This is a genomic window from Variovorax sp. Varisp53, from assembly GCF_059491555.1.
Window position 1 is genome coordinate 3,012,777 of record NZ_CP168512.1, and the last position, 17,201, is coordinate 3,029,977.

Below are 17,201 nucleotides of genomic sequence, written 5' to 3' on the forward strand. Positions count from 1 at the left end.
TTGTCGGACGTCAGGCGCCCGAAGTAGATGCAAGTAGAAGTCGGGCGCCTCATGTTCTTTCTCGCACACCGTCCATGATGGTGCCCATGCTTCCGTCCCAAGGAATCTCCAAGGATTCGACTCGAGGGCGTTGGAGGGCGAACCGTGCGTCCAACGTGCATGTGACTTCAAATCCCATCCCAGCTTTCCGAAGGCGAGCGATCGATGTTCTTTCCCCAAACCCGAGGCCTGGCTTGAACGGACTGTCGGCTTTCCACGGTCTGAGGAGGCAAATGACGCTAGCAACGGCTCGATCTTCACCCATACCTGCCATTGCCAAGGTAACAAGCCCGGCGCACCAAGCAGTACAAATACATCGTAGTTCTTGGCGTAAAACGGAATTGAGTTTGTCACGAGGAGAGGGGCATCATTCAACTGGACGGCCACGCAACCGATGCGTGTAGCGAGCTTGCCTGGGGAGCGAATGTCTGTTCCTGGCAGCCTGTAGTCTTAGTCGTCACCCAGGGCGCTGCGCAAGAACGCGAGCATTCTGGGCCATGAGTCCTGTCGTGCGCGCGCGGTCCCTTCAGGCGTCCCACCCATGTCCATTGCTTCGCCGGACACGGGATGCTTCGATTTAAGCATTGTTGTCGGACCGTTCGGCCAGGCAATGCTGTGTCCCGCATTCGCGTACGCCAAGTGCTCCACGCGATGGCGAAAGCCTTGTTGCTTGAATCGCCGCACGGCGAACTCCGTCAATTCGGTCGACGGCCAAAGCTTGTCGTCGATTCCTGTAATCATAAGCACGGGCCCGTTGATGTTTTCAACGCGGATGGAAGCTCCATTCGCGTATGCAGCATCTCTTAACGGAATGGAATACCAGTCGAAGCTGTCCTTTCTTGCGTCGCCGGCGGCCAGCGCCTTGTCCCATTGCTCATAGGTAAGTGTTCGGGCATAGGGAATCTCTTGGCCGTTCTGCGTCCACGCGCCGTAGCCGCTTTCGGGGTACGACGGCCACAGGATGCCGCTGGGCACATAGGCGACCACCGTCCGAATTTCCGGATAGGTCGCACCTAGAAGCAACGCAAGTTCTCCGCCTCGCGAAACACCTACGACGCCGATGCGGTTCGCGGCGACGCTAGTTTGATCCGACAGCCAATCCAGTGCCGTGCCGAAGTACTCGAGCGGGATGCGGTCGAGCGTTGTCGGCAAGCCTTCTGCGGCGAAATACGCCAAGGCAAGCGCCACATATCCGTGGGACGCCAACAGTGCCGCCATCTCCTGAGACCAGGCCAGCCCTCCGTTGGAACCGCCAACCACAAGCACAGCCTCGTGCGGTCCGGTTTGGGCGGGCTCAAACATCTTGCCGAAAAGCTTGCGCTCTCGCACTTCTCGCGACACGACGCCTGGACCAATGTAGACGCGCCGAATTGGATGTGAGATAGGCGATGCACCGCTCTCCATCTCCGCAACCAGTGTCGCGGTCAGAGGGTCCCTGCTCATGCCCTCGAAGCCCTTGGCAAGGGCTCCATAAACTGGCGCCCGAGACCAAAACAGCCCCATGGCGTCTATACCTTCGTATGACCCTGAAGTCGGAGAATGAGTGCTGAGGTCTACAACGCCGTTGGCGTCAGCCTTGAAGGTGGCGCTCGACAGCAGAACGACATCATTAAAGCTGCTCCAGAGCTTCAAGGTGACTACCACCCCCGGCTGAAGATCCAGAACGCGAATTGCAACGGTCTCATCGACGAGACAGGTTTGGGGCAACGTGTCGAACTTCATAGGCTAAGAAGGAGTGCCCTTGCGCGCTCGGCCACGCTTGAAACGTAAGAGTATTCCGATTGCCAACATGGCAAGTATTCCTCCCAAGATCAGTTGCCCAACGAGGGCAGCTAGGGCGGCCCCGGAGATGAGACCTAGCCCAACCGCGCCCTCAATGAAGTGGAGGACTGCATCTAGCTTTGCGCCCGGATAGAACTTGGCCATCTTTTCGGAGGGATCTTGTCAATACGCGGTTTTGGCCGACTTTTGGTTTGCCCTCGCCGAGGAACGCAGCAACCAAGCTTTAGCCTCTTCAAGAGCTTTGCCCGCGTCGATTCGGTCTTTGGGTTCTGCATTTCTTCTTCCCGCTCGAGATGGGCAGGGCCACTGTGGACGAGACCACGCGGGCCGAGGCCCGCCTATCCGCCAAAGTCAGTTCGTCGCAAAGCAGTACATCAGCCCATCACTGCCGCTCATTTTGAGTTGGTCGACGCTGCAGCCGCGCGTACCGTGCGAGGAGTTCCACGAGGCATTGGCCACTGGATCGGGATTGGTGCCCTTGTGGTCGTGATGACCCACGATGGCGGAGCCGCCGTCGCTTTTGGTCCAATTGCCGCAAGTGGTGTCCTTGCCGGGATCGGGCACGGCCAGGGTGCCGTCAGGGCGCGAGCCAGTGAGGATGTCGTGGCGGTTGACCGGGTCGCCGAAGCCAGAGACAACTTCGCCCTTCTCGGTCAGCGAGGTGTCCTTGCCCACCTTGGCGTTGGCGCTGTGCAGGTCAGCCACGCTGGTGGCGACGACGACTCCCTTGGCATTGGTCCACGGACCGGTGCCGATCCGGTCGCGCGCATTGACAGCCGGCTGCCCGTTCGCGGCAGCGGTGCTCAAATAGGCATGCCAAGTTTTGCTGCCCGCCCCGGCGCTCGTGGCCAGCGACTGGCAGAAGCGATCGGCTCCGGCCAGGCCTCCGAGGTCGCCGCCCTTGCCAGGGTTGGCGCTGGTGATGAAGAAGCTCATGGCGTTGCCGCCCGACGACCCCATGGCACCGCAACCGATGATCAGAGATGCGGCTGCGACGGCGGCGCCAGCGGAAAGAATGAAGCGACTTGGCATCGGAGTCTCCTGGCTGTATTGGAGCGGGGAGGCTACCGCACCATCGTGTCAGCGGCAACCCAAGCCCGCTACCCATGCGGCGACCGCAACTCAACATCATTGCGGGGCTGCTGCTTGCCCCAGTCATCGCGCGGCCGGACCGCGTTGCGCCGGGTTTACTTCGAACGCCCGTCGAAATGCTGTACCGGCACCGCCTCGAGGTCGATGCCCTCGAGGCAGCGAATGTTGATGGCCGCAATCTTGTTGCCCTTGGGATCGGTGCCTTCGCCGAAGGGATGGATGCCGCAGACCGGGCAGAAGCGATGCGAGATCACGTGCTTGTTGAACATGTAGTTGCTCATGTCCTCGGGTGGCGTCTTCAGCCTGAGCCGCTCGTGCGGCACGAACCACAACAACGACCCCTTGCGCTGGCACATCGAGCAGTTGCATGCCATTGCCCCCTGGATGTCGCCCTCGACTTCGAAAGCGATCCGACCACAGTGACAGCTGCCTTGGTAGTTCATCGGTCCTCCATAAGAAAAGTTGCGCGTGGACAATGATCGGTCGCGCATTCCGTGCTCGCCTCACCGGCGATTGCTCACACCCCTTCGATGATCCGCAGATCCCGTTCGGCACCGTCGCCCAGTGCAGCCAGCGCGGCTTGGTAATCGGGGCTGTCGTGAACGGATCTTGCATGGTCGATGCTGTCGAATTCGACCAACACGGTGCGCTGGGCCAGTCCGAATTCGTAGACCTGGGCCGGCAGCCCCCGCGCTAGAAAGCGTCCGCCGCCGGCGGTGATTGCCGGGCCGGCCAGTTTTGCGTAGGCCGCAAGCTTGTCGGCGTCCTTGATGGCACGGTATGCACTGACCCAGTAGGCTTTTGCCATGGTGATTTCTCTCAGGTTGGGGAGCTGGCAATATAGCTTGCGATGGCTCCTCGCCGCCGCTCGCCGGCATGCAGGCACTCTCAGAAGGACTGTTCCGCAACCACCCGGCGCACTGTCTGCAATGCACTGCGCAGGCTGTCCAACCCGACGGAGCCGAGCGCCAGCCGCAGTGCATGCGGCACGTGCTGCGAGGCGGAAAAAGGCTCGGCCGTCGACACCGACACGCCATCGCGCATCAGCGCCGCCGAGATGCGGTCGGCGCGCGTTTCTTCCGGCAAGGGCAGCCAGACGAAGTACGACGCCGGGTGGCGCACGCAGCGCAGCCCGGCGAGTGCGTCGCCGGCAATGGCTTGCCTCGTCGCGGCGTCGTGCCGTTTCTCGGATTCGAGCCGGCCGACGGTGCCGTCCTCCAGCCACGCGCAGGCGATTGCGGTAGTCACGCCGGGGTTGCACCAGGTCGTGGCCCGGATCGACCGTTCGATCTTCGGCACCCAGGCTTCCGGGGCCACGACGAAGCCCACGCGCAGCCCGGTCGCCACGCTCTTGGACAAGCCCGAGACGTACACGGTCGTCTCCGGTGCCAGGGTTGCCAGCGGGGGAGGCGGGTCGTCGGCCAGAAAGGCGTAGGCCGCGTCTTCGATGACGAGCAGGCCGTGCCGCCGCGCGATGGCTGCCAGGCGGCGGCGCCGGCTCGCGCTCATCACCCAGCCGAGCGGGTTGTGCAAGGTCGGCATGGTGTAGACGGCGCGCACGCGGCGCTGCATGCACAGGCGCTCCAGTGCATCGAGGTCGGGTCCCTGGCCGGATGCAGGAATGGGTGCCAGCTCCAGCCGCTGCGCCTCGGCGAGCACCTTGAAGCCCGGGTAGGTGAGGGCATCGACCGCGACCACGTCGCCCGGCTGCAGCAGCGCCATGACCGTCACTGCCAACCCGTGCTGCGCGCCGTCGACGATCAGCACGCTCGACGGTTCGGCCGCCAGCCCGCGCGACTCGAGGTGCCGCGCAATGCAGGCGCGTTCGTGCATCCGGCCGCCATGGGGCGCATAGCGCAGCATCGCTTCCAGTTCGCCGCCGGCGGCAAGCTGGCGCAATGCGCCGCGCAGCAGTTCGGCCTGTCCGGGCAGCGAGGGGTAGTTGAAGTTCAGGTCCACCAGGCCCGCGGCCACGGCCTGCTGGTCGATGCCCAGTCCGCGAGGCCGCACGGTCTCGCGCACGAAAGTGCCGCGACCGACCTCGCCGCTGACCAGCCCCATGGCCTCGAGCTCCGCATAGACGCGCGATGCAGTGACCAGCGCCAGCCCGTGGCGTTCGGCCAGCCGCCGGTGCGTGGGCAGGCGGGTGCCGGGCTGCAGGCGCCCCGCGCGGATCTCGGCGGCGAGTTGATCGACCAGTTGCTTGTAGCGGGCTTCGGCCATCGCGGGATGTATCCATGACAATTTTTTGATTGTATTGATCGTCTCTCCTACGATGGATGAGCCCCTCCTTCTCAACGCACGAGCACCACGAACACCATGCACATCGCGATCCTCACCTTCGACGGTTTCAATGAACTTGATTCGCTCATCGCGCTGGGCGTCCTCAACCGGATCAAGAAGCCGGACTGGCGCGTGAGCCTGTGCTGCCCGGCGGCTGAAGTCACGTCGATGAACGGCGTGACCGTTCGTGCGCAGTCCCTGCTCGAAGACGCGCGCCATGCGGATGCCGTTGTCGTCGGCAGCGGCATCCGGACGCGCGATGTCGTCGCCAGTCCCGAGTTGATGGGGCGCCTCGCACTCGATCCGGCGCGCCAGCTGATCGCGGCCCAGTGCTCGGGCACGTTGATCCTGGCAAAGCTGGGCCTCGTGGGCAGCGTGCCGGCATGCACCGACCTGACCACCAAGCCCTGGGTGCAGGAGGCGGGCGTGGAGGTGCTGAACCAGCCCTTTTATGCGCGCGGCAATGTCGCCACCGCGGGCGGCTGCCTTGCTTCTCCCTACCTGGCCGGCTGGATCATCGCCCGCACCGAGGGGCTCGAAGCCGCCACCGCGGCGCTCCACTACGTCGCACCCGTGGGCGAGAAGGACGCCTACGTTGCCAATGCGCTGAAGAACATCGCGCCGTACCTGCCGCTATGACACCCGGGCTCGGCTGAACGTGGACCTCAGTGGTCCACGGGCGCCTGCAGCACCGCGGTCGCGCCCGATCCGGCCGACGCGTCCGCCAGTATCCTGGCCGGCCCGCAGCGGCCGTAGGTGTCGTCGAAGCGCACGATGTCGTCCTCGCCCAGGTAGCCGCCGGTCTGCACCTCGATCACTTCGAGCACGGTCTTGCCCGGGTTCTCGAGCCGGTGGATCGCGCCCAGGGGCAGGTAGATCGATTCGTTCTCGTGCACCAGCGTGACTTCGCCGTTGCAGGTGGCCCGCGCCGTGCCCTGCACGACGATCCAGTGCTCGGCGCGGTGGTGGTGCATTTGCAGCGACAGCTTGCCGCCGGGCTTGACGGTCAGGCGCTTGACCTGGAAGCGCTCGCCCAGGTCGATGCTGTCGTACGCGCCCCAGGGCCGCACCACGCGGCGGTGCTGGGTGGCCTCGGCGCAGCCTTCCCGCACGAGCTTGCGCACGACGTCAGCCACCTGCTCGGCGCAGCCCGCGCCGGCCACCAGCACGGCGTCGGGGGTGTCCACGATGATCAGGTCTTCGGTGCCCAGCGCCACCACCGGCCGGTGCGGCGCGTGGATGAAGGTGTTGCGCGAATTCAGCGCGCTGGCCTTGCCGCTCAGGCGGTTGCCCGCATCGTCCGCCGGATGCAGGCTGGCAACCGCGTTCCAGCTGCCGACGTCGCTCCAGGCGCCTTCGAATTTCACGACCGCGATGTTCTTGTGCTTTTCGAGCACCGCGTAGTCGATGCTGTCGGCGCGGCAGCCCTCGAAGGCGACGGGCTCCAGCCGCAGGAAGCTGCCGTCGGCGGCCACCGCGGCGGTAGCCTGTTCGCAGGCCAGCAGGATGTCGGGCGCGTGCTCGCGCAGTGCCGCGATCAGCGTGCGCGCCTGCACGAGGAAGATGCCCGCGTTCCAGCTGTAGCCGCCATGCAGGATCAGTGTTTCGGCCACCGCCGCCGTCGGCTTTTCCACAAAGCGCGCCACGGCCTGGCTGCGCCCGTCGGCCGAGGGCTCGCCGGCCTCGATGTAGCCATAGGCGGTGCTCGGAAAACTCGGCACCACGCCGAAGGTGACGATCTTGCCGGCCAGTGCCGCCTTGACGCCGGTGCGCACGGTGCGGGCGAACAGCGCGGTGTCGGGAATGTGGTGGTCGGCCGGCGCGAACAGCAGCAGATCGCCGGGATCGGCCAGCAGCGCGGCCGAGGCCATGGCCGCGGCGGTGTTGCGCGCCACCGGCTCCAGGATCTGCCGGCCCGTGGCATTGGTGTTCTCCATCGTTTCCTTCACCAGGAAGCGATGGTCTTCCGACGTGATGCAGGTGATGTCGCGGTTCAGCACCGACAGTCGTTCGAGCGTGAGGTGCAGCAGGCTCTTGCCGTCGACCAGCGGCGCGAACTGCTTGGGCAGCGCCTTGCGCGACAGCGGCCACAGCCGCGTGCCGCTGCCGCCGCACAGAACCACGGGATGGATGAGAGGAGTTTTCATGATGGCCTGCCTGCGTTTCTTCTTGAGGGAGTGGGAAAGGGGAACTTCAGATCAGCCCGGAGTACGCCGCGTAGCTCACGGCCTGCGCACGCGAATGCACGTGCAGCTTCTTGTAGATGTTCTTGATGTGCGCGTTGACGGTCTGGCCCGAGATGCCGAGCTTGGTACCGATCTCGTCGGTGACGTGGCCGCGCGCCACGCAGCGCAGGATCTCGCACTCGCGGGCCGTCAGCGTCGCTTCGCGCGCGGGCGGCTCCACCGACGGCGGCATGTTGCCGGGCCGATGGATCAGCCGCGAGAGCAGCCGCCGCGCCAGCCGCGGCGTGATGGCCGCGCCACCGTTGACCACCTGCAGCACGGCCTGGGAAAAGCTCTGCAGCCAGGCGTCCTTCAGCAGGTAGCCGGTGGCGCCCAGTTCGAAGGCATGCAGCACGTGCGCCTCGTCCTCCATCGCGGAGATCACGATGACCTCTCCCGCGCGGTGGAGCTCGCGGGCCTCCTGGATCAGTTCGAAGCCGCTGCCGTCGCCCAGGCGCAGGTCGACCATCAGCACGTCGAACTCGTGCGTGACCAGCAGCCGGCGGCCGTCGCGCAGGCTGCCGGCCTGGCCTTCGAGCTGGATGCGCAGGTCCGACAGCAGTTCCTGCGCGATGACCCGGCGCATGAACTCGTCGTCGTCGACGAGCAGCACGCGCACCGGCGCGTTTTCCTGCCCCCTCAGGAAGCCGGGCCATAGCGGCGCGGCGGGCGCGCAGACACCCGGTGGATACCCCGAGTGGCCGGCGGCCTGCTCGCCAGGAGATGAGGATGCGTTTTCAGGCATGGCTGTGTCCCGGTTTGGAGTTGATGCTCGTGCTGGTGTTGTCCTGGAAGCGCGGCAGGCCCGAGGCATGGGCCGGTGCCGGGTCGTCGAAACCGTGCGGATTCGCGGCTTGCCAGCGCCAGCTGTCCGCGCACATCTGGTCGAGGTCGCGGCGCGCGCGCCAGCCGAAGGCCTGCCAGGCACCGCGCGCATCGGCCCAGTAGGCGGGTGCGTCCCCCGGTCTGCGCGGCCCGATGCGCAGCGCGATGCGGCGGCCGCTCGCGCGCTCGAAGGCCGACACCACCTCCAGCACCGATGCGCCGCGGCCGGTGCCGAGGTTGGCCATGAGAATGCCGGGCCGGCGGGCAGCGTGGCGCAGCGCCGCCACGTGGCCCTCGGCTACGTCCATCACGTGCACGTAGTCGCGCACGCCGGTGCCGTCGATGGTGTCGTAGTCGGCGCCATGCACCACCAGGCATTCGCGCTGGCCGGCCGCGACCTGAGTGATGTAGGGCATCAGGTTGTTGGGCGGCCCGTGCGGCCGCTCGCCGAGCAGTCCGCTTTCGTGTGCGCCGATGGGGTTGAAGTAGCGCAGGCAGGCGATGCCCCAGCGCGCATCGGCCCGTGCGAGGTCGGCCAGCAAGCTTTCCACCATTGCCTTGGTGCGGCCGTAGGGGTTCACCGCAGCGTACGGCGCGCTCTCCGCGATCGGCGAGGGCTGCGAGTCGCCGTACACCGTGGCCGACGAGGAAAACACCAGCGTGCGCACGCCGGCCCGGTCCATGGCCTGCACCAGCGCCAGCGTGCCGGCGAGGTTGACGTCGTAGTAGCTCACCGGGTCGACCACCGATTCGCCGACCGCCTTCAGGCCAGCGAGATGCACGACCGCCGAGACGTCATACGCCGCGAACACCCGGTCGAGCGCCAGCGCGTCGCGCACGTCGCCGCACACGAGGACGGGCTCGACGCCCGTGATGCACGCCACCCGCTGCAGCGAGCGCGCGTCGCTGTTGACGAGCGTGTCGAGCACCACCGGCAGGTAGCCCGCCGCGATCAGCGCCACGCAGGTGTGGCTGCCGATGAATCCAGCGCCGCCGGTCACGAGAATTCTGGGTGCGCGCATGGTCGTGGTCCTGGTGTGCGGCGCGTTTCGTCAGCGCGCGATGCAGCGCTGCAGTTCCTCTTCGAGGCGCTGCAGGATGGTGTTGCGGTCCAGCTCTTCCTCCGCGAAGCGGCGGCCGGCCGAGCCCAGCAGATCGCGCGTCGCGGGCGACATGGAGAGCTGTTCGATGGCATCGGCCAGCGCGGCCGCGTCGCCCGGCTCGACCACCACGCCGCGGCCCCACACGGCCTCGCTGAGCGCGGTGCCGGCGTGCGCGGTGACGATCACGGCTCGGCCGCTCGCGAACATGCCGCCCAGCTTCGACGGCATGACGAGGTCCGCGGCATCGGCGCGCTGGGGCAGCACGTGGATGTCGGCCATGCCCAGCAGTTCGTTGAATCGCTCGGCCGGCTGCAGGTCGAGAAAATGCGTGTTGGCCAGCCGGACGCAGGCGTCCATCAGCGAAGCGCGGCTCGGTCCGTTGCCGCAGAACACGAAGTGGATGCCGTGCGAGCAGACCAGCAGGCGCGCCGCCTCGGCCAGCAGCTCGATGCCCTGCTTGCTGCCGAGGCTGCCCGCATAGAGCACCACCACCGCGTCGGCCGGAATGTTCAGCTCGGCCCGATAGCCCTGCGGCGGCACGCCTTCGGCCACTGCCGGCCGTGCGACAGGCTGGACGGCCTCCACGTCGACCCAGTTCGGAAACAGCACCAGCCGGGCCTCGTCCACGCCTTTTTCGAGGGCCTTGGTGCACATCGCTGAAGAGATGCTCGACACCCGGTCGAACCGCTGCATGAGCCAGCGCTCGGCCGCCAGCGCGAAGCGCCGCACCCGTTCGCCGCGCACCCAGCCGAGGCCGAATGCCGCGTCCACCTCGTAGTCCTGGATGTGCAGCCACGACCGGATGCCGAGCAGCTTCGCAAAGCACAAGGCGGCCGGTGTGCAGGAAATGGGCGGCTCCACGACGAACATCACGTCGGGCTTCCAGCGCAGGTGCGCCAGCAGCAGCGGAATGCTCGACAGCGTGAAGGACAGCAGGTGCCCGATGCGCCCCAGTGCACGGGGCTTCGACGGTACCCAGGTGGGCGCGCGCCAGACCGTGACACCGTTCCAGCCGGTCTTGCGCCAGGTCCATGCCGAGTAGCCCTCGAACACCGACCATTGCGGAAAGAAGGGCGGCGACGCGATCACCCGCACCTCGTGTCCGCGGGCGTGCAGCCACTCGGCCATCTCGCCCGAGTACTTGCCGATGCCGGCCAGCTCGGGCGCGAAGTTCATCGAGTAGAGGAGGATCTTCACGATGCCTGCCTCCGCGCCAGCAGGCGCAGCAGGGGGAAGAAGCCGAAATGCAGGCGCATGCGTGTTTCGTACAGCGCGAGGTCGGTCGCACAGGCGATGAAGAACACGTAGTGCGGCTTGCCCGGAAACATCGCCGCCACCGCGACGTAAGACGCCAGCCGCAGCGCAACCTCCAGCAGAGCCCACCGGCCGAGCGACCCCATCGAGGTCTTCAGCGAGAGCACCATCTCGTGATGGATCGTGTAGGTGCGCAGCAGGAAGTACGGCGCAATGCACAGGAAGATGGAGCGCGCCTCGTTGCCCAGCTTGAGCAGCGGAGCGGCCACCGAGATGAGGGCGGCCAGCCCGACGAAGAGCCCGCAGCCCAGCAGGAAGGAATACTTGGCGAGGCGCAGTTTTTCCGCGGAGAAATCGTGCGCATCCGTCTCCAGCATCGCGGGTGTCTTCGTGATGAGAAAAGCCTGCACGAACTGCGACGGTGCCTCGGCCAGCAGGAAGGCGATCTTGAAGGCCCCCACGTAGCCGAGCGGCATGAAGTACGCCACGATGAGCAGGTCCGATTTGCGCAGCAGGAACATGAGCAGCGAATACACCGTTGCGCCGGCCTGCGACGCCAGCCCGAGCGCGGCCCGCCCGGCCGGCGGCGCCGTGCCGTTGCCCGGCAGGCCGATGGCCACGCACACCACCACCACGGCGAACAGGTTGATGAGCAGCAGGTGCGCCACGCCCAGTTCGAAGCGCACCGCCACGCAGAGGCTCACGCCGGCGACCAGGATGGTCGAGCGGATGCCGGTCTCTAGGTTGAGCAGCCCCGCATGGCCGAGGCCGCGGCTGAACGAGAGGCGCAGGCTGTTGAACGCGAAGACCGCCAGCGTGGCAATCACGAGCAGGAAGGGCGCGTCTCCCACCGGCATGTGCTGCACCGTGAGGATCACGGTCGCCAGCACCGCGGCCAGCGGCAGCCCGATGGCCAGCGTGCGCATCACGTCGCCGCGCGTGACGCCCGGCGGCACGGTGGCCGCATTGCGCGAGAACAGCAGCGAGCTGCCCAGCGTGCCCACCACCAGCGCCACTTCCATGACCGACTGGTAGATGGAGTACTCGCCGAAGCGCGCCGGGGAAATGCTCGCCGCCATCAGGAAGATGGCCAGGAAACCCGACAGGTACACATACAGCCGCGAAGCCAGCGCGCCCACGCCCGAAAGCCAGGCCATGCGGGCGCCGGGCAGTGCGAGTTGCGGGCTGAAGTGCTTCATGGCGCGGACCGGTTCACGGTTGCTTGGTGGCCGAGGCGCGGGGCGCGCGGCGCGGGTCGAACAGCCGGCGCGCGAACGTCGCGGCGCGGAACGCGTTGTTCCTGGCGCGGCGTGCCATCTGCAGCGCAAAGGTCACGCCCGCCACGGTGTACGTGTGGCCGCGCAGTGCGTAGGGCATGGCCATCTTGGCGCTGCCCTGGAAGTGCAGCGCCACCACGCGCGTCATTTCGCCGGCGGTGCTCGTCAGCCAGGCCTTGCCCTCTCGGTACGCGATGCGCTTGGCGCCGCCCAGCACCTTGAACTCCCGCTGCAGCTGGTTGTGCATGCCGTTGATGTTGTGGTCGATGACGGTGCCGTTGAGCACGCGGTTGATGGGCGCGTCGTTGCCCGTGGCGTGGGCCCAGAGGTAGAGCAGTGTCATGTCCGACACGCCGCCGCGCACGCCCCGCGCGGCAAAGCGCGCGGCAATTTCGCGCAGCTTCCTGCGCCCCGACGGGGAGGCGTAGCAGTCGAGCACGTAGGCCACGAAGCGGCGCAGGCCGTTCGCGGTCCAGTAGCTCACGTGCGGCGAGATCTGGCAGTGGTTCCAGCCGTCCGAGGTCTGCATGCAGGAACCCGAGAAATCGGCCTTGCCCACGAGCCGGGCGACATGCGGCCCGGCCCCCTGGAAGAGCAGCACGTCGCTGTCGATCAGCGTGAACTGGCGCACCTCCGGGTTGGATTCCAGAAACTGCGCTAGAAGGAAGTAGCGCCGAAAGCAGATCTTCTCGAACTCGGGCGAGTTGCTCGACAGATGCACGTACGACCGGCAGAAGCGTTCGTAGGCCGGGCCGGCGTCGGTGCTCGAGAGCACGAAAAGCGGCTCGCCGGCCAGCGCGGCCGATTCGCGGCATAGCGCGAGGGTCTTGTTCTGGCGGTCTTCCACGACGATGAAGGGCAAGGATGGATTCATGGCTCTTGTTTGAGGGTTGAAGGGATGTGACAGCAATCGTTGAATTCAGGGGGTGCGCGCCGTGACGCTCTTCATCAGCGCGACATGCGCGGGAAGAAAACGGCCGGTGGCGTCGATGGGCATGTCCAGCGTGAAGAGGCCGCGCGCGGCGGCCGCTTCCGAGATCCAGTTGCGCAGCTGCGTGGCCGAGAAGCGCGCGGGCGCCTCGCGGCCCCACGAGGCAGTCAGCGGCGTGAGCACGTGGAGCGCCAGCTCCGACGGCGGCGCCGACAGACGCGCGGGCGGCTGCATGTACTCGCCGGCCATCAGGTTCTGGCAGGGCGCCGATTTCGCGCTGAAGCGCTCCGCGCCTTCCCCCGCGTTGAAGGCCAGCCAGCGGTTGACCCCGCCCGCGCGGGCTGCGCTGCACAGCAGCTCCCAGCCGGCCGGCGTGATGCCCTTCGTGTTGTAGGTGCCGTCGAACCACCAGCCGCTCAGGAGCGACCCGTAGCGTTCCGACCAGTCGCGGATCACGCTCGACCAGGCGGCGATGAAGCGCGCGGGCGGCGGCTCCTGCTCGGACACGTCGCCCAGGCATTCCATCAGCGCGCGGTCGCCTTGCGGCGCGCGGAACGGCAGGTACAGGATCAGCGCAATGCCGCGGCTGCGAAGCGCCTGGCCGATCTCCATCGGCAGGTCGCGCGGCGAACGATTGCCTGCGCTGGCCGGGCAGAGCACTTCGAGCGCGGCATTGGGCGCGATGTACTGGCCGTTGTTCTGCCCGAGCGTCAGGATCAGGTGCGAGGCGCGCATGTCCGCCAGTGCCGACGCGAAGGCCTCGACGTCGAAGCGCCCGATCTCGCCGATCGACTGCTTGTCGGGCAGGTAATGCACCATCACGCCGAAGCCCGGCACCGGACTGCCCACAGGCTGCGCATGGCCGGCCAGCGGCAGCGCCGCCAGCTGGAACAACAGCAGCGCCGCGAGAAATCGCATGGCGCGCAGCGGCCGCTTCGTCATGTCATGGCCCTGGCGAGCGACAGCGTGCCGCGCTTGAGCATCAGGTAGCGCCCCGCGATGGTGGCGGGCGCGCAGGCGGCGGCATGCGCCCACACCGGATGCGTGCGCTCGTGTTGGGCGAGGTGCTTGGCGAGCCGGAAGGGGTCGCTGGAAGCGCTCCCCACGAAGAAGCCGTAGCCCTCGAACAACTCGCGGTGCACCGGAATGTCCGACAGCAGCAGCGGCACGCCCAGCGTCGCCGCCTCGGCCGCCGAGAGGTTGAAGCCCTCGAAGGTGGACAGCGAGATGAAAGCGGTGGCGCCCTGGTAGAGCCGCAGCAGTTCCTCGCGCGACACCAGCCCCGGGTGCCGCACTAAGCCGCGCACCTCGGGCGCCAGCGCGGCCACCATGCGCTCGACCTCGGCCGCGCCGTTGCCGGTGATGTCGAGGTAGTCGACGAGGCCGGCGCGCCTCATGCGCTCGAACAGCGTGAGGATGCCGCCGAAGTTCTTGTGCGGGTAGTAGTGGTAGGCCGCGATGAGGTAGCGCTCGTTCGGCATCGCGGCGGGCGCCGCGGCGACCCGGGGCGCGTCCACCGGGTTGAAGATGACCGTCGAATGCTCGCAGTGGCCGAAGTGGCGCTCGAAGTCGCGCTGGCTGCTGCGGCTGATGAAGACCACGTCCGCCGCGCTGCGTGCCGCGCGCCACAGGCTCCAGTCCAGGAAGAGGCGCTTGCTGCGCTTGAAGTACTGCGGATAGGCCTTGTACTGCAGGTCGTGGACGATGACGATCGAATTGCGGTGCCGCCCGAAAAGCGTGAACGGCAGGAAGTAGTTGGGAAAGAACGAGTACAGCCGCTCCCCCGTCAACAGCGTGCGCAGGCAGTGGAAGTTGTAGAGCAGCGTGTCGAGGATGAAGCGGCTGATCTTCAGGCGCTGCGCCAGGGCGAACAGGCGCGGATGCCGCTCGCTGACCGGCTCGACCCGGTCGTCCTGAGACAGCCGCATGTGGCGCAGCAGCACCTCGGACACGTTGAGCACGCCGCCGGCCGCTTTGTTGAGGCGCACGGTGTCGTAGTAGAGGTAGGTGGCCATGGCGATGCCCCTCTCATGCGCTCGGAAGGCCATGCCGCACGGCGCGCGGCAGCGGGCGGCGGGCGCGGGAACTCAGGGCGCCGGCAATGAGCGCGGCGATCAGGCCCGAAGCCGCGAACGGACCCCAGCCCAGGATCGGGCCTCGCATGAACGGCACGTAGGCCGCATGCAGCACCAGCGCCGACAGGTAGGCGCCCGACAGCGGCCGGTTCGGATCGACGGCGCGATCGACCATGCGAAAGCCCGCCGAGATCGCAAAGCCGAACAGCGCCGGCCCCGCCAGGCCGAAGTCGAAATACGCCGTGGTGAAGGGCGGCAGCGACAGGTTGCTCTGGGAGAAGTTGCCGAGGATGGCCGACCAGCCGAGCGGGTCGAAGTCGGGAAACATCTTCAGGTCGCGCGGCAGGAAGAAGGAGAACGCCGAGAGCAGGTAGCGGCCCCAGCCGAGGTCCGGAATGGGCGCGCGCTCCAGGATGCCCGCGACAACGAACATGGCGTCGAAGTCCTGGCTGAACGGGAAGGTCGTGAGCTCCTCGCCCCACATGCTGCCGCGCGAGATCAGGTTCAGCACCGGGCCCAGGCCGGCGATGGAACCGAAGATCACCCCGGCGAGCAGCCAGCGCCGGCTGCGCCCCATCCCATGGATGAGCAGCGGCAGCAGCCCGATCAGCAGGACCTGCCGCGCCGTGTTCACCGGGTTGGCCGCGGCCATCGCCAGGCCGAACGCCAGGCCCGCCGCGCACCAGGACCACAGCGTGCGGCGGCGCACCGCGTGGATGGCCAGCGCCACGAAGCACAGCAGAACCACCAGTTTGGGCAGCGTGGAATAGAAGATGTAGTCGATTGGCACGTTGTCTTCGCCGGCACCGCCCACGACGCCGCGCGCCACGAAGTTGAGCTCGGGCTTGATGAACAGCGAGGCGAAGGCGGCCAGCGAGCAGCTCAGCAACAGAAGAAGAGGGTGGGCCACGCCGACCAGCCGCCGGTCGTGGCCCCCGGCAGGTGCTCGGGCGCGTCGGGCACGCCCAGCCGCGCGGCCTCCACGCCGGCCATGTACAGCAACAGGAGCATCAGCGCCTGCGTGTACGCGTCCGTGCGCATGACGCCGGCCTCCCAGAACTCGACGTCCTGCGAGATCTGCATCGCCGGCGCGATCGAGAAGTAGGTGAGGATCGTCGCGTAGTGGATCAGCAGGAACACGCTGCCGCCGGAGGAACCCAGCATCGAGAGCTGGATCAGCGACAGCGCGAACACCGCCGCATAGCCCCACACCGGATCGACCAGGCCGCACAGCATGGCGCAGACGATGCCGGACCAGAAGGAGAGGGTTCGCATGGCGGGCCTGCCGTGGTCGGGTGGATGAATGGGGCGGGACGGTTCAGGCGTGCACGTGCGCCTGGACCGGGTTGCTTTCCTCGAGTGGCCGGGGCGCCTTCTGGTAGTCGGCGTAGGTGCGGCGAAGCCCCTCTGCCAGCGGCACGGTCGCGTGCCAGCCCAGGCTGGGGGCGCGCGACACGTCCAGCAGCTTTCTCGGCGCGCCATCGGGCTGCGCGAGGTCGTAGCGGATGCTGCCGGTGTAGCCCACGACTTGGCTGATCAGCTCGGTGAGCTCGGCGATCGACACGTCTTCGCCGGTGCCGAGGTTGATGTGCCCGCGCATCGCGTCGGTCTGCCGGTCGTAGTCGGCGCGCGACAGGTTCATCACCGCGAGGCAGCCTTCGACCATGTCGTCGACGTACAGGAACTCGCGACGCGCGCGCCCGCTGCCCCAGATCAGCACGCTGGGCGCATTGCTGATCTTGGCCAGGTGGAAGCGCTGGATCAGCGCCGGCACCACGTGGCTGTTCTCCAGGTGGTAGTTGTCGCCGGGGCCGTACAGGTTGGTCGGCATCACGCTGCGGTAGTCGATGCCGTGGCTGGCCCCGTACTGGCGGTTGTAGCTCTCGCACAGCTTGAGGCCCGCGATCTTGGCGATCGCATAGGGCTCGTTGGTGGGTTCGAGCTTGCCGTTGAGCAGATACTCCTCGCGGATCGGCTGCTCGGCCATGCGCGGATAGATGCAGCTGGAGCCGAGGAACAGCAGCCGCTTCACGCCCGACACGAAGGCCTGGTGCGTGACGTTGGTGGCGATCGTCAGGTTCTCGTAGATGAACTGCGCGGGGTAGGTCATGTTGGCGTGGATGCCGCCGACCTTGGCGGCTGCCAGGTAGACCTGGTCGATCTGCTCCGTCGCGAAGAAACGGGCCACTGCCGCCTGGTCGAGGAGGTCGAGTTCGCTGTGGGTTCGTGTCACCACGTCGTGGCCCAGTTCGCGCAGCCGCCTTGCCGTCGCCTGACCCACCAAGCCGCGATGACCTGCAACAAAGATTCGCATA

The 17,201-nt window shown here is 67.0% G+C and carries 17 protein-coding genes; 1 reads left to right on the forward strand and 16 read right to left on the reverse strand.

What is annotated here, in order from left to right:
• Nucleotides 1–489: 489 nt before the first annotated feature.
• The 5 genes from ACEOAB_RS14150 to ACEOAB_RS14170 form a co-directional block, all read right to left on the reverse strand.
• The gene (locus ACEOAB_RS14150; RefSeq protein ID WP_056596905.1) at nucleotides 490–1,761 is read right to left on the reverse strand and encodes an acyl-CoA thioester hydrolase/BAAT C-terminal domain-containing protein; all 1,272 of its coding nucleotides are present in this window, start codon (nucleotides 1,759–1,761) and stop codon (nucleotides 490–492) included.
• 411 nt (nucleotides 1,762–2,172) lie between these two features.
• Nucleotides 2,173–2,853 (reverse strand): hypothetical protein, encoded by a 681-nt coding sequence (locus ACEOAB_RS14155; protein ID WP_056596908.1) that lies wholly within the window; start codon nucleotides 2,851–2,853, stop codon nucleotides 2,173–2,175.
• 155 nt (nucleotides 2,854–3,008) lie between these two features.
• Nucleotides 3,009–3,356, reverse strand: coding sequence for a GFA family protein (locus ACEOAB_RS14160; RefSeq protein ID WP_056596911.1), 348 nt, complete (start codon nucleotides 3,354–3,356; stop codon nucleotides 3,009–3,011).
• A gap of 74 nt (nucleotides 3,357–3,430) precedes the next feature.
• Nucleotides 3,431–3,721: a DUF1330 domain-containing protein gene (locus ACEOAB_RS14165; protein ID WP_056596913.1), complete on the reverse strand. Its 291-nt coding sequence runs from the start codon at nucleotides 3,719–3,721 to the stop codon at nucleotides 3,431–3,433.
• An 80-nt stretch (nucleotides 3,722–3,801) separates the two neighbouring features.
• Nucleotides 3,802–5,136 carry an aminotransferase-like domain-containing protein gene (locus ACEOAB_RS14170; protein WP_056596917.1) on the reverse strand — a complete coding sequence of 445 codons (1,335 nt, stop codon included), beginning with the start codon at nucleotides 5,134–5,136 and terminating at the stop codon, nucleotides 3,802–3,804.
• Between the two features lie 96 nt (nucleotides 5,137–5,232).
• On the opposite strand from ACEOAB_RS14170, the gene ACEOAB_RS14175 reads away from it, so the two are divergent.
• A complete protein-coding gene (locus ACEOAB_RS14175) occupies nucleotides 5,233–5,835 on the forward strand; it encodes a DJ-1/PfpI family protein (protein WP_413749748.1) in 603 nt (200 codons plus the stop codon).
• Between the two features lie 26 nt (nucleotides 5,836–5,861).
• Here the strand turns inward: ACEOAB_RS14175 and ACEOAB_RS14180 are convergent, their stop codons facing one another.
• From ACEOAB_RS14180 to ACEOAB_RS14230, 11 genes are read right to left on the reverse strand one after another with little or no spacing between them, the layout of a single operon-like run.
• Entirely contained in the window at nucleotides 5,862–7,343 is a 1,482-nt protein-coding gene (locus ACEOAB_RS14180) for a mannose-1-phosphate guanylyltransferase/mannose-6-phosphate isomerase (protein WP_413749749.1), read from the reverse strand.
• Nucleotides 7,344–7,389: 46 nt separating this feature from the next.
• On the reverse strand, nucleotides 7,390–8,166 hold the full coding sequence (locus tag ACEOAB_RS14185) for a LuxR C-terminal-related transcriptional regulator (protein ID WP_056596931.1): 777 nt from the start codon (nucleotides 8,164–8,166) through the stop codon (nucleotides 7,390–7,392).
• Nucleotides 8,159–9,268, reverse strand: coding sequence for a UDP-glucose 4-epimerase GalE (gene galE, locus ACEOAB_RS14190; RefSeq protein ID WP_495653793.1), 1,110 nt, complete (start codon nucleotides 9,266–9,268; stop codon nucleotides 8,159–8,161). Before galE ends, ACEOAB_RS14185 begins: the two co-directional genes overlap by 8 nt.
• Nucleotides 9,269–9,298: 30 nt before the next feature.
• On the reverse strand, nucleotides 9,299–10,546 hold the full coding sequence (locus tag ACEOAB_RS14195) for a glycosyltransferase WbuB (protein WP_413749751.1): 1,248 nt from the start codon (nucleotides 10,544–10,546) through the stop codon (nucleotides 9,299–9,301).
• Entirely contained in the window at nucleotides 10,543–11,802 is a 1,260-nt protein-coding gene (locus tag ACEOAB_RS14200) for an MATE family efflux transporter (protein ID WP_495653794.1), read from the reverse strand. The genes ACEOAB_RS14195 and ACEOAB_RS14200 overlap by 4 nt, the downstream gene beginning before the upstream one ends.
• A gap of 13 nt (nucleotides 11,803–11,815) precedes the next feature.
• Entirely contained in the window at nucleotides 11,816–12,754 is a 939-nt protein-coding gene (locus ACEOAB_RS14205) for a hypothetical protein (RefSeq protein ID WP_413750028.1), read from the reverse strand.
• A 45-nt stretch (nucleotides 12,755–12,799) separates the two neighbouring features.
• The gene (locus tag ACEOAB_RS14210) at nucleotides 12,800–13,753 is read right to left on the reverse strand and encodes a hypothetical protein (protein ID WP_157610201.1); all 954 of its coding nucleotides are present in this window, start codon (nucleotides 13,751–13,753) and stop codon (nucleotides 12,800–12,802) included.
• A complete protein-coding gene (locus ACEOAB_RS14215) occupies nucleotides 13,750–14,826 on the reverse strand; it encodes a glycosyltransferase (RefSeq protein ID WP_495653795.1) in 1,077 nt (358 codons plus the stop codon). Before ACEOAB_RS14215 ends, ACEOAB_RS14210 begins: the two co-directional genes overlap by 4 nt.
• A 13-nt stretch (nucleotides 14,827–14,839) precedes the next feature.
• The gene (locus tag ACEOAB_RS14220) at nucleotides 14,840–15,796 is read right to left on the reverse strand and encodes a hypothetical protein (RefSeq protein ID WP_495653796.1); all 957 of its coding nucleotides are present in this window, start codon (nucleotides 15,794–15,796) and stop codon (nucleotides 14,840–14,842) included.
• Nucleotides 15,769–16,161: a hypothetical protein gene (locus ACEOAB_RS14225; RefSeq protein WP_495653797.1), complete on the reverse strand. Its 393-nt coding sequence runs from the start codon at nucleotides 16,159–16,161 to the stop codon at nucleotides 15,769–15,771. Before ACEOAB_RS14225 ends, ACEOAB_RS14220 begins: the two co-directional genes overlap by 28 nt.
• A 43-nt stretch (nucleotides 16,162–16,204) precedes the next feature.
• Entirely contained in the window at nucleotides 16,205–17,200 is a 996-nt protein-coding gene (locus ACEOAB_RS14230; protein WP_495653798.1) for a GDP-L-fucose synthase family protein, read from the reverse strand.
• Nucleotide 17,201 lies beyond the last annotated feature (1 nt).